The 12694-nt window shown below is 60.8% G+C and carries 9 protein-coding genes; 7 read left to right on the forward strand and 2 right to left on the reverse strand.

The window, feature by feature from the left end:
• Both HHL24_RS40110 and HHL24_RS40115 read left to right on the forward strand, forming a co-directional pair.
• Positions 1-771: amidohydrolase (locus tag HHL24_RS40110; protein WP_169490823.1), on the forward strand; the 771-nt coding region annotated here is incomplete at its 5' end.
• A 20-nt stretch (positions 772-791) separates the two neighbouring features.
• Positions 792-2168, forward strand: a complete 1377-nt coding sequence (locus HHL24_RS40115; protein ID WP_169490824.1) for an L-serine ammonia-lyase — start codon at positions 792-794, stop codon at positions 2166-2168.
• Between the two features lie 125 nt (positions 2169-2293).
• On the opposite strand, the gene HHL24_RS40120 is transcribed toward HHL24_RS40115, so the two are convergent.
• Complete coding sequence (locus tag HHL24_RS40120) at positions 2294-2662, reverse strand: porin family protein (RefSeq protein ID WP_169490825.1); 369 nt, start codon at positions 2660-2662, stop codon at positions 2294-2296.
• A gap of 233 nt (positions 2663-2895) precedes the next feature.
• On the opposite strand from HHL24_RS40120, the gene HHL24_RS40125 reads away from it, so the two are divergent.
• The 3 genes from HHL24_RS40125 to HHL24_RS40135 all read left to right on the forward strand — a co-directional run bounded on the left by HHL24_RS40125 (position 2896) and on the right by HHL24_RS40135 (position 7170).
• Positions 2896-3825 carry a LysR family transcriptional regulator gene (locus HHL24_RS40125; RefSeq protein WP_169490826.1) on the forward strand — a complete coding sequence of 310 codons (930 nt, stop codon included), beginning with the start codon at positions 2896-2898 and terminating at the stop codon, positions 3823-3825.
• Between the two features lie 381 nt (positions 3826-4206).
• The gene (locus tag HHL24_RS40130; protein ID WP_169490827.1) at positions 4207-5352 is read left to right on the forward strand and encodes an IS110 family RNA-guided transposase; all 1146 of its coding nucleotides are present in this window, start codon (positions 4207-4209) and stop codon (positions 5350-5352) included.
• A gap of 501 nt (positions 5353-5853) precedes the next feature.
• On the forward strand, positions 5854-7170 hold the full coding sequence (locus HHL24_RS40135; RefSeq protein ID WP_169490828.1) for an IS701 family transposase: 1317 nt from the start codon (positions 5854-5856) through the stop codon (positions 7168-7170).
• 404 nt (positions 7171-7574) lie between these two features.
• Here HHL24_RS40135 and HHL24_RS44920 read toward each other — a convergent pair whose 3' ends face one another.
• Positions 7575-9191: an IclR family transcriptional regulator gene (locus HHL24_RS44920; protein WP_169490829.1), complete on the reverse strand. Its 1617-nt coding sequence runs from the start codon at positions 9189-9191 to the stop codon at positions 7575-7577.
• 158 nt (positions 9192-9349) lie between these two features.
• Between HHL24_RS44920 and HHL24_RS40145 the strand changes: the two genes are divergently transcribed.
• On the forward strand, positions 9350-11485 hold the full coding sequence (locus HHL24_RS40145; protein WP_169490830.1) for an acetate--CoA ligase family protein: 2136 nt from the start codon (positions 9350-9352) through the stop codon (positions 11483-11485).
• A complete protein-coding gene (locus HHL24_RS40150; RefSeq protein ID WP_169490831.1) occupies positions 11482-12648 on the forward strand; it encodes an acyl-CoA dehydrogenase family protein in 1167 nt (388 codons plus the stop codon). Before HHL24_RS40145 ends, HHL24_RS40150 begins: the two co-directional genes overlap by 4 nt.
• The last annotated feature ends 46 nt before the right edge of the window (positions 12649-12694 follow it).

Raw genomic sequence — 12694 nt, forward strand, 5'->3', positions numbered from 1 at the left:
GACGAGGAAAACCTCTGCGGCGCACGGGCCATGATGGAAGATGGCCTGTTCGAACGCTTTCCTTGCGACGCGGTCTACGCCATGCACAATATGCCCGGCCTGCCGCTCGGCAAGGTACTTGCGGTACCGGGTCCGGTGATGTCGTCGTCCGACCGTGTCGACATCACGCTAAAAGGGGTTGGTGGACATGGCGCCATGCCCCAGTTCACCAAAGACCCGGTCATCGCTGCCGCGGCAATCGTGATGGCCGTTCAGACGATCGCGTCGCGCAACGTCGAGCCCGGCGAATCGTGCGTGGTCAGCACGGGGATCCTGAAGGCAGGCACGACGAGCAACGTTATTCCCGATGTCGCGGAAATCACGCTGAATGTTCGTGCGAAGAGTCCGGACACCCGAGATCTTATCGAGCGACGGATCCGGGAAATCGTCACCGCCCAGGCGGCTGTGTTCGGTGTCGAAGCGACCATCAACTATCAGCGGCTGGTCCCGGTGCTGGTCAATCATGCGAACGAAACGCACTTCTTCCAGCAGGTTCTGATTGATTTGCTGGGCGCCGAGAATGTGCTGACAGCGCTGCCTCGCGGCGGCAACGGCAGCGAAGACTTTGCGTGGATGCTTGAGGCGCTGCCAGGCTGCTATATCGCAATTGGCAACGGCGAGGGTGAGTGGCACGGCTGTCACATACACAACCCTGGATACGACTTCAACGATGATGCGATTCCAGTCGGCGCGAGCATCTGGGTTCGTCTCGCAGAGACGTACCTCAAATGAGCCGTGCGACGGAGCCGCCAATGGTCGGTGTATTCGATCTGTTCAGGATTGGCATTGGTCCGTCGAGCTCGCACACGGTGGGACCGATGCGGGCGGGAAGGATGTTCGCGGAAAGTCTCGAACGATATGATGGCTTACCGCGCGCGCACACCGTTCAGGTCGATCTGTTCGGTTCGCTGGGCGCAACCGGCCGCGGGCACGGCAGCGATGTCGGCGCGCTGCTCGGACTCATGGGTGAGGAGCCGGACACGATCGATCCATCGACGATAGGCGCCCGAATCGCAGCCGTTCGTGCGAGCGGCAGACTGATGCTCATGGCCCGGCACGAGCTTGTCTTGCGGCCGCACGAACATATCCGCTTCAATCGCCGCGCTCTGCCTGAGCACCCGAACGCGATTCGCTTCAACGCCCATGATGAAGCAGGCGAACTGGTTCTCGGCGCAACCTACTTTTCGACTGGCAGCGGATTCGCGGTAGAAAACACGCATGAACGCAATCAGCAAGCGCATGCGGTTCCGTTTCCGTTCGACTCGGGCACCACACTGCTTGCCCAATGTGTCGAAAGTGGGCTGTCCATCGCCCAGTTGATGCGCGCGAACGAGGCCGTGCAACGCGACGATGATCAGATAACGGCCGGCATCCTCCACCTTTGGCACGCGATGCAGGCCTGTGTGAAGCGCGGCTGTGGCGTGGACAACGACGAGGCCGCGAAGAGGCTCCTCGGTCCGCTCGGTGTCTCCCGACGGGCACCGGGTTTTTACCGAACGCTACACGCTCTTGAAGCGGAGGCTGCGGCGGATCCGCTGGTTGCTCTGGATTGGGTCTCACTGTTTGCGATAGCGGTGAACGAAGAGAACGCGGCGGGTGGACGGGTAGTCACCGCGCCAACCAACGGCGCGGCTGGAATCATCCCTGCGGTGTTGCATTACTTTGATCGTTTTCATGGACCTGCCGAGCCGGCAGTCGTTTGTGATTTCCTTCTGACCGCAGCAGCAATCGGCTCCCTGTACAAACGGAACGCCTCAATTTCGGGCGCGGAGGTCGGGTGTCAGGGAGAAGTTGGCGTGGCCTGTTCAATGGCGGCGGCTGGGCTTGCGGCCGTACAGGGCGGCACGCCTTCGCAGGTCGAGCACGCCGCTGAGATTGCCATGGAGCATCATCTCGGACTCACCTGCGACCCCGTCGGCGGGCGAGTGCAGATTCCCTGCATCGAGAGGAATGCGGTGGGCGCGGTGAAGGCCATCCATGCAGCCCGCATGGCCCTTCAGGGCGCTGGCGATCACCAGGTGTCACTCGACTCTGTCATCCGCACAATGTGGCAGACCGGCCTCGATATGAAGTCCAAATACAAGGAGACCTCGCGTGGCGGGCTGGCGTTGAACGTTGTCGAGTGCTGATGCACCGGAATGCTGTCATCGGCATCATTCAACCGATTCATACTTTAATTTGCAAACCTAGGTATTTAGAGAATTTGACAATTGATCCAGTGCTCTGCTTTGCCACACGGGATGCTGCTCGTGCTTTAGAAGTTGTGGCAAATGCTCACCGCAAGATCCGTCACCGTTGCGCAGGCCTTCGGGACAGGCGAGCCGGCCGCATAATCTATCGTCATCGCCGAGTGCGGTCCGTTCTTGATCAAACTGCCGCGTACATAAAGGGCAGTACGCTTCGACAAAAAATAGTCTTCGCCGAGCGGCGCACCAACAGCATGGTTGCCATCCTGAGTGGGGCGCCGGTACACCACGGACGCGCGCACGCACGCCCGTAACAGATCGCGGCAGAACGTGGCGTGCGCCCCCAGCGAATAGACGCTGGCGATAGAGTCGCCATCTTCCTTAGGATTGTTAAACTGGTACGAACCGGAGAAAACATAACGACCCAGAGTTTGCAAATATCACCTGCGAAGCCAAGAAACGCTTTTCTCGTCAATGGTGGACTGCACGCCGCGTCGATTGAGGCAGTGCGCATGGCTAACTATTTCCTGTCTACATTTGGTACGGTTGACGACAAATTTCTTCGGTGTAAGCCGGACCACTTGCAGCCATAACGCAATGCGCAAGCGAATTGTTTGTCGGGTTTAGAATTCGTTCACGTTATTAGGGGCCCGATCGGGCATGCACACCCATGAAGCTGAACCAACTGAAAGCATTGGTCGCCGTTGCGAAGGCAGGCAGTATTCAGGAAGCCGCTCGCCTGATGCACCTGACACAGCCGGCGCTCAGCAAGTCGATACGCGAACTGGAGCGGGAGGTTGGTGTACCACTACTCGTGCGCTCGGCAAAAGGCGCCACACTCACCCCGTACGGAACGATGATTGCGAAGCGATCCAGAGCGATCCAGAAAGAGATCGACAAGATGCGGGAGGAACTCGATTCGCTACGTGGTGAGCTAGGCGGCCGGCTATCGATCGGACTAACGCCGCCGGCGGCAGGCCCAGCACTAGCGGACGCGATCAGTCTGTTTCGGCATCAAAGGCCATCGGTCGACTTAAACCTGCTTGAGCTACGTCCGGCGCAGATACTAGAAGGCCTCCGCGACGGGGTGCTTGATCTCGGCATCGTGACGCAATACGGCGAGGCTGAGTCTTGCGGCTTCAAGTGTTCAAGGCTTTACGGCCTGAAAACGCTGCTCGCAGTCGGCGGCAGACGTCCGGATCCGAAGATCCTACCGCACTCCCTTTGCGAAGCTGAATGGTTGGTGCTGGACTTAACTGAAGAACCCAATGGATACATTTCAAGCCTTTTCGCGCGGTTCAATCTGCCGCCCCCGACCCGAGTCATGCGTTGCTCGTCCATGGCGCTCTATCTTGAGCTTGCATCGCGCCTCAATGCTGTGACGCATTGGGCGGAAACGGGCTTCGAGTTTATCGAGCCGCACTTTCACGCGGGACGTATGACGCGGCTCGAACTGGATATACCGATGCCCGAATTGAGCGTCCTGTTGGTCTATCAGGACGAGGACCTGTTGACGGCCGCGGCCAACGAGTTCGTGCAAATGCTCAATTCATCCGTTAGCAGACACCATTCGCGCGACAATCGCATCGCCCCTACCTAGGCGAGACTCCGAACACGGTAACGAGAATCTATAGCCACAACAAAAAGTTCGTTGCGCATCGCCCTCTTTCTACCCATGCTGCAGCTAACTTCGTGAGACGGTCGATCACGGAGTTCATCGCGCAGATCGGCAGCTCACTGCTGTTGCGAAGAAAACAACATAAGACGAGGACAACAATATGAACGGTATGCGCGTCGTTTCATTGGCCACCATTCTATTCGTTGATATCGTCATGGATTGGGCTCGTGCACAACCTGCTGACGCGGCTGCGTCAGCACCCGCTGACCCGTCTGAGGTTGCCTAGATACTATGAGGGCAGCAAAGGCAAAGCTGGAGGAGTAAAACGGAATCGTCATCCGTTTTCTTCGTAGGAGCACGCAAATGAACGCACCGGACATGGCCCGTGGTGGGCAGGATTCAAAGGTGGTCGGCTCGCTGTATGTCGCCTTCGAGTTAGGCGACAGAAGCTGGAAGCTTGCGCTGGGAGACGGAGTTCGCGCCCCGACCCAGTGTACTGTGAGCGCAGGCGATACTGAGGCGGTCCTGAAGGCAATTGCGAAAGCAAAGGCGCGCTGCCATCTGTCCAACGATGCGCCGGTGCGCAGTTGTTATGAGGCGGGGCGTGATGGGTTCTGGTTGCACCGCTGGGCGAGCGCGCAAGGCATTGCCAACCTGGTGGTGGACCCTGCGAGTATCGAGGTTAGCCGGCGGGCACGGCGTGCCAAGACCGACCGGCTCGACGCTGACAGATTGCTGTGGATGCTCATGCGCTACGACGCAGGCGAAAGGCGGCTGTGGGCAATCGCGCGCATCCCAAGCCCCGAGCAGGAAGATGAGCGGCGCGTACACCGGGAGCTCGGAAGACTGCGGCAGGAGCGCACCGCTCACAGCAACCGGATCCGCTCTCTGATGGTGCTGCATAATTTGCGCACGGAACACATCGGTGGGCGCACGTGGGTGGACTGGTGGGCCGCGCACGCCGCGCAGCTACAGCCCGGTTTGCGTGCCGAAATTGAACGTGAGCTCGAGCGGCTCTCTCTTGTCACCAGGCAGATCAGAGCGCTTGAGACAATGCAGGCTCATCAGGTGCGCGACGGCGACCAACCGGCCATTGCAGTGCTGGCACGACTGGCGGGCATCGCCACGGGCAGTGCATGGACTCTGGTCAAGGAGCTGTTCGGATGGCGGCAGTTTCGCAATCGCCGCGAGCTCGCCGGCTGTCTGGGTCTGGCGCCTACGCCCTATGCAAGCGGCACCAGTGAAGTCGAGCAGGGTATCAGCAAGGCGGGCAACAAGCGGGTGCGGTGGTTGATGGTGGAACTTGCCTGGAGCTGGCTACGCTTCCAGCCGGTCAGCGAGATGAGTAAATGGTTCAACCAGCGCTTTGGCAGCAATGGCAAGCGCTCGCGACGCATCGGCATTGTCGCGCTTGCGCGCCGTCTCGCGATCGCACTATGGCGTTATCTGGAACATGGCGAGATTCCGGCAGGAGCAAGGCTCAAACCGGCGGCAACACCGGCGCTGTAACCTGAGCAACGACAGTCAGGCAGGATTGAAAAAGGTTCGCGTGCCCGGACAGTAAGCGGGTTGCCCTGACGGGTGACCGTAGTTCTAGATGGGGTACGTCGCTAACGGAGTGGTTCCAGCGCTTTGCGCATGCGGTATGTGGTGACCGGCCTCGCGCCGGCACGGATAGAAGTTGGCCCGGGGCAACCGCCCGGATATCAGACACTCCGGCCTCGAACGTTTTAGTGACTCGCCTGATGTAGAGGATTCCATACTGAATTCTATACCTTCAGCAAACAGCAGGTTATCCACCGCTGGTCAGCGGTTCGAGTGTTATGACCGCGACGCTGACCAGCGGTGGATAACCTGCCTCTGTCAAACGGAGGCAAATGACCTACGGAAAGCACATCGAAAAAGGAGTTGACTACCGATCCCCCATAGAAGTCTTACTGTGTCACAAAATCCATTTACAGCAAAGCGATACCTGGTAGTATTGAATAATACAGACTCCGGGCAATTGCGATGAGAGAAGATGTCGACGAATTTGATGCATATCTAGATCACCTGGGGCAGGCGTTAGGGCACGCCGATCGCCATGCCGGCCTCAAGGGTTACTGTTCGGGCCTGGTGTTGCCGCTGTCACGCAAGAGCGTCGAGCCAATGGCCGCGCACATTGACCCACTTCACGCGAGTGCGAAGCACCAGTCACTCCACCACTTTGTGGCCAAGGCAGACTGGTCTGACCGTGCGGTCTTGCAGCGGGTACGCGACTGGGTGATGCCCGGGTTAGACGCGCAAGCGGCGGAAGAAACGGGATACTACTGGATTATTGACGACACAGGTTTTCCAAAGAAGGGACGTCATTCGGTCGGGGTGGCACGTCAGTACTGTGGGCAGCTCGGAAAGCAGGACAACTGCCAGGTCGCCGTGAGCCTGTCGATCGCGACGCAACGCGGCAGCCTGCCGATTGCCTGGCAGTTGTATGTGCCCAAAGAGTGGATTGACGACCGGGAACGTGCCCGTCGCGCTGGCATTCCCGACGATCTGGCTTTCGAGACCAAACCACAGATTGCGCTGACCCAGCTTCGCGAGGCTGTAGCATCCGGCGTTGTGCCGGGCATCGTGCTGGCCGACGCGGGATACGGCGACGAAACCGCTTTCCGGGATGGTGTAACTGAACTGGGCTTGTTGTACGCGGTAGGGATCCGGCCGGGCACGTCTGTGTGGGCGCCCGGTACGGCGCCGCTTCCGCCCAAGCCTTGGAGCGGGCGCGGCAAGCCATCGACATTGTTGCGCCGTGCACCCGGCCATGAACCGCTCGCGGTGAAAGAACTGGCCATGCAATTACCCGTGAACGCCTGGCAAACCGTAACCTGGAGGGAAGGCAGCAACGCAGCACTTTCCTCACGCTTTGCCGCCGCACGGGTTCGTCCCGCACATCGCGACTATTGGAGAAGTACCGTTCGCGACGAAGAATGGCTGCTCATTGAATGGCCTGATGGCGATACCGAGCCGCTCAAATACTTTCTCACTACCGCCCCCGAGGAGGCGACACTGGAGCAGCTTGTGTTCGTGACCAAGATGCGCTGGCGTATCGAGCGCGACTATCAGGACCTGAAACAGGAGTTCGGGCTCGGTCACTACGAAGGGCGAGGCTGGCGCGGCTTTCACCACCACGCCACACTGAGTATCGCTGCATACGGGTTTCTGATGGCTCAGCGGCTCAGGATGCAATCAGACGGACGCGATAAAAAAAACTTCCTTGAACGCACGCTGCCTGCGTTTCCCACGGATTACATCCCTCGTGGCAGTCCAGCGCGCTCAACGCCACGTTCCTGATTCCATTACTACGTTGCGCACCCTGCTCGGACTAATGCTCATGCAACGGTGGCTCTCTTCCTGAACGGCAATAGAGCCCACAACTAATTATGTGACACAGTGTGCGTCCAGCCAAGGCTGGCGTGTTCAGCAGGAGCCAGTCCTGCCGGGGTAAAAGTCAGACGCCCCGTAGCTTGAATAGCAGGGTGGCGGGAAACCAAGACTCTGAAGCTTATCGACAGGCGGCCCCTTGGGGGCCGCGCGAGTCATCGGGCCGTAACCAAAGTGAACGCGGATGTGGCCTCGAAAATATTAGACCCGACATCTATTGTGACGCAGGGGGGCCGAGCTGTGGTGGGTGTTCGAGGCACACGACTCAATCCGGCTACGGCCCCGAGCCACATAAACAGACGCCGTCGCGCGGCTCACCGCAAGCCGGCCGCAATCTCGACGTTTGAGACCATCGTCACGAGCTGCGGCGCGATATCGTCGATCAAACGACGTCCCTGCGAAGATTGTGCCGGCACTGCGCAATTGAATACCAGCGTCTCCGCGTCGACCTGCGCACACAACGGCGCAGCGACGCCGTAGGCGTTCTTCTGCATATCGCCATAGGAGAAGCAAACGCCGGTTTCATGGAAGTCGTGAAGCGCCTGCTGCACCTGCGCCCCATACTGTTGCCACTGGTCGGGCACGCCGATGCGTAGCCGGTTCAGCGCCACTTCACGTTCTTGCGGCGTCACAGCCGCGAGCCACGCACGTCCCATCGCCATCCGCAGAATCGGACGCACCGCACCGACGTCGGGCCGCGCAAGAATTCGCTTATCTCCCGGGCAACATTCGATGTAGACCATATTCGACTGGTCGCGCATGCCAAGCGATACGGACCCGCGCACCTGAAGCGCAAGCTCGCGCATGAACGGCCGCGCGATCTGTCGAATGCGCATACCGGCCAGCAGCGGATAGCCCATCGACAGCACACCGCCACCGAGCCGATAGTTGCGCGCCACTTCGTCATGGCGCAGGTAGCCGAGTTCGGTCAACGTGTAGGCAAGCCGGGACACCGTGGCCTTCGACAAACCCGTACGCGCGACAAAATCCTTATTGCCAAGCGCTGCTTCGCCGGGCCGAAAACAGCGCAGGATTTCCAGACCGCGGGCGAGCGTGAAAGCGAATTGACGGTCGTCGTCGTCGGGAAATGAGTCCATGGTTGCCTGCTCAGGAAGCGGACTGGGCGAGGTTCGTGTTTCGTCGGCGGCCACATTCTGCGACGCAATCTGCCGTTCGAGTGTGTCCACCATCGCCACGAGGCGCGGAGCGATCACGTCGACGAGTGTCCTGTCGGTCAGTTGCAAGCGCGGCACGCCACAATTGAAAACGAAAGTTTCCGAATTGATCGGTTCGCGCATCGGTACGGCGACCGCATGGATTTCACGCTCGATATCGCCTTCGCCAAGGGCAACGTCACACTCAGCAAACGTGCGCAGAGCGCCCTCCAGACCGGCGTGATAGGCGTCCCACTGCGCCGGATCCCGGGTTTGAACCTGCTCGATCACGGCAGCACGTTGCGCGGGTTCGGCGCGGCCCAGCCAGGCCCGGCCCATCGCGGAAGCGAGAATGGGCAACGAAGCACCGGTATCCGGACGAAACGCCGGCGATTCATGACCGCGCGCCGTCTCGACATACACCATCTGCGTGCGGTCACGAATACCGAGCGACACCGAACCGCGCGCCACGTCAGCAAGCTCCCGCATCAGCGGTCGCGCCAGTTCGCGGATACGCAGGCCTTGCAGAAAAGGGTAGCCGACCGACACCGCCGCCGAGCCCAGCCGATACTTGCGTACGTTGTTGTCATAGCGCAGAAAGCCGAGCATGGCGAGCGTATACGTCAGCCGCGACACAGTCGCTTTCGACAGGCCAGTGCGCTCAGCGAAGTCTTTGTTGCTGAGGATCGCGTCGCTCACCTTGAAGCAGTTCAACAACGCGAGGCCATGTGCGAGCGTTGTCGCGAACTGGGGATTACGGAGTGGGTTCGGAGTCATCGTCTGGTACGAAAAAAGAGCTCGACGCGCTTGTGCCAATTGAAGCACGTTCGCGATCCCGCTTCCATACGTGTTTAACATAGCGAAACCCTAGTATCGGCATCTTGTCAGATTGTTAGGCTCGACCCACCCCAACAGTTCTACGCGGAGTGGTATCAATGCCTTTGTCATCCAGCCAGCAGGCGGCGCTCGGCCCGCTGTTCAACCCCCAATCGATTGCCGTCGTCGGCGCCTCGTCGAACCCGGCCAAGATAGGTGGCCTTCCGGTCGAATATCTGTTGAACCAGCGGTATCCCGGCGCGATTTATCCGGTCAACCCTAAGCAGGAGCGCATCCAGGGGCTGCAGTCTTACCCGACCCTTCGCGACATTGGCGCCCCGATCGACATGGCCATCTGTGCGGTGCCTGCATCGGGTGTCATGTGTGCTGTAGAGGACGCGGCGGCCGCGGGTGTCCGTTCGATCGTGATGTTTTCGTCCGGTTTTGCTGAAACTGGCGCAGACGGTGTACGCGCGCAGAACGATCTACGCACGCTTGTCAAGGAAAGCGCGATCCGGCTACTCGGACCGAACTGCCTCGGCTTCGTCAACAATCATCAAAACGTGTACGCGACGTTCACCCCTGCGCTTAAAATCGCCGCGCCGCTGCGGGGCAACATCGGGCTGATCAGTCAAAGCGGCGCGTTCGGGATCTTCGCGTTGATGCTTGCGCAGCGTCGCGGACTCGGTATCAGCCATTTCGTATCGACGGGCAATGAAGCGGACATCGAACTCGCCGATGCGCTCGCGTGGCAGGCGCTCGACCCCGCGACATCGGTGATCCTGTGCTACCTCGAAGGCGCGCGCGACGGCGAGAAACTGTGCGCCGCGCTCGGACTGGCGCGCGCCCAGCGCAAACCCGTCGTGATGTGCAAGGTCGGCCGCACCGCGCAGGGCGCCGCTGCCGCGGCATCGCACACCGCGTCGCTTGCCGGCTGCGACGAAATCTACGACGCCGTGCTGCGCCAATACGGCGTGTATCGTGCGCAAGACATCCACGAACTATTCGACATCGGCTATGCGTGTTCGGTCGCACCGTTACCTGCGTCCGATGCGCTCGGCATCGTGTCGATTTCCGGCGGCGCCGGTGTATTGATGGTCGATGAAGCCGACCGGCGCGGGCTCTCAGTGCCCCCATTGGCGGAAGCAGGACGACAGGCGATTCTCAAGCGCGTGCCGTTCGCGTCCGCGGTCAACCCGGTCGATATCACCGGCCAGGTACTCAACGAGCCTGCGCTGCTAGGCGACGCCATCGACACGATGCTGGAGCACGGCCAATACGGTGCAATGGTGTCGTTCCAGGCCGTCACCGGCATTTCACCGCAACACCGACCGCTCGTCACCGAATTGTGGGCGCGCGTGCGCGCCGCTCATCCGGCACTGACCGTCGCCGTCGTATCCCTGTTCGACGAGCAGAACCGCGATTTTCTCGAGTCGCACGGCTGTCTGACTTTTGAGGAACCTGCTGCCGCCGTGCGGGCGATCGCCGCGCTGCACGCGTTTAGCCGGCATTTCGAGCGGCAAGCTGCGCCGATCGAACTACCTGAACCTGTCGCCATCGACCGTCCGCGTTTCGACGAAGCCGACGCACTCCGCCTGCTGGCCGACGCCGGCATCCCGGTCGTCTCGAGCCGTGTGGCGAGAAGTGCTGACGAGGCGGCCGGCGAAGCCGCGACGCTTGGGTTTCCGGTGGTGCTGAAGGTGCTGTCCGCCGACATCGCGCACAAGTCGGATGTGGGCGGGGTCGCACTGCGACTTGCCGATTCGCAGGTGGTACGGGCCGCCTTCGTGCGTATCACGGAGAGCGCTGCGCGCGCCGTGCCTAACGCGCATATCGAAGGCGTGCTCGTCGCGCCGATGATCCAGGACGGCGTCGAATGCATTCTCGGCGTGACGCGCGATCCGGTGTTCGGCCCGGTCGTCATGTTCGGCCTGGGTGGCATTCTGGTCGAAGTCCTCAAGGACGTGACGTTCAGGCAGGCCCCCTTCGATGTCGCGGAAGCGCACCGGATGATTCGCGAGATTCGCGCATGGCCAGTGATGAGTGGCGTGCGTGGCCAACCCCCGGTCGACGTCGACACACTCGCCAAAACCCTGGCCACGTTGTCCCGCTTCGCCGCGGCCAACGCAGGCAGCATCGAGTCGATCGATATCAATCCGTTCATCGCGCGGCCCAAAGGGCAGCCTTCGTGCGCCGTCGATGCGCTCGTGGTCAGTCGGGCTTGCGCGACGCGCGATGCGGAGGCGCATTCATGAACACGCCCAATTCCACGCTGGAAACCCTCCGTCTGCGTACTCGCGCGTTCATCGACGACGAGGTGATTCCGCGCGAAGACGTCTCGCTCGCGCATGATTTCGCTGCGCAAGATCGGCTCATCCAGGTGTTACGTCAGAAGGCGCGCGAGACAGGTGTGCGCGGGCCCGGGATTCCACGCGAACTCGGCGGACTCGGGCTGTCGTTCCGCGGTCGTGCAGTGATCCTCGAGGAATCGGGGCGCAGCGTACTCGGGCCGCATGCATTGCAGGCCGGCCCACCGGATGAAACCAACATCCTCATGCTCGACCGCCTTTGCACCAGCGCGCAACGGATGCGTTATCTGGAGCCGCTGGCAGCCGGTCAGACCCGGTCATGTTTCGCGATGACCGAGCCGCCACCGGGCGCGGGGTCGGACCCAGCGATGCTGCAGACCCGCGCAGTCCGGCGCAACGGCACATGGATCATCGATGGCCGCAAATGGTTTATTAGCGGCGCGCTCAGGGCGGATTTCGCGATCGTGATGGCGCAGACCGACTCGGGGCCTACGATGTTTATCGTCGATACCGACACGCCTGGATACCGGATGGTCCGCGTCATCGATGCGCTCGACGGCTTCATCAGCTCGCACTGCGAATTGAGTTTCGAATCCTGCATGGTGCGCGATGACGCCGTGCTTGGCCAGGTCGGCGACGGCTTCGCGCATGCGCAGTTACGACTCGAACCCGCGCGCCTGACTCATTGCATGCGGTTTATCGGCATGGCTCGACGGGCACTCGAAATCGCGGAGCGCTACGTGAGCGGGCGCGAATCGTTCGGCAAGCCACTTGGCCAGCACCAGAATGTGCAGACGCTGATTGCCGACTCGCACATCGATCTGTACGCCGCCCGCATGATGACCTTCGACGTCGCGACCCGGATGGATGCGGGCCTCTCAGTCAAACAGGAATCGTCGATGGCGAAGGTCTTCGTGTCCGAAGCCGTCGGCCGGGTAGTGGACCGCGCGGTGCAGATGACCGGCGCATTCGGCATTTCCAGCGACAGCGGGCTCTCGGCGCTGTATCGCGAAGTCCGACCGTTTCGTATCTTCGATGGCGCATCCGAAGTTCATCGTTCTGCGATTGCGCAACGCGCACTCAAGCCGTACGCGCAATCACAGGATTGAACGGCCGACTCGGGCAAAAAAACACGCATGCCGTTTTCGGCAACGG

Source organism: Paraburkholderia polaris, from assembly GCF_012927345.1.
Classification (GTDB): domain Bacteria; phylum Pseudomonadota; class Gammaproteobacteria; order Burkholderiales; family Burkholderiaceae; genus Paraburkholderia; species Paraburkholderia polaris.

Coding starts and splice junctions, on each gene's coding strand:
- HHL24_RS40150 (WP_169490831.1), top strand. CDS start 11,482: ATGAACACGCCCAATTCCACGCTGGAAACCCTCCGTCTGCGTACTCGC.
- HHL24_RS40115 (WP_169490824.1), top strand. CDS start 792: ATGGTCGGTGTATTCGATCTGTTCAGGATTGGCATTGGTCCGTCGAGC.
- HHL24_RS40145 (WP_169490830.1), top strand. CDS start 9,350: ATGCCTTTGTCATCCAGCCAGCAGGCGGCGCTCGGCCCGCTGTTCAAC.
- HHL24_RS40130 (WP_169490827.1), top strand. CDS start 4,207: ATGAACGCACCGGACATGGCCCGTGGTGGGCAGGATTCAAAGGTGGTC.
- HHL24_RS44920 (WP_169490829.1), bottom strand. CDS start 9,191: ATGACTCCGAACCCACTCCGTAATCCCCAGTTCGCGACAACGCTCGCA.
- HHL24_RS40125 (WP_169490826.1), top strand. CDS start 2,896: ATGAAGCTGAACCAACTGAAAGCATTGGTCGCCGTTGCGAAGGCAGGC.
- HHL24_RS40135 (WP_169490828.1), top strand. CDS start 5,854: ATGAGAGAAGATGTCGACGAATTTGATGCATATCTAGATCACCTGGGG.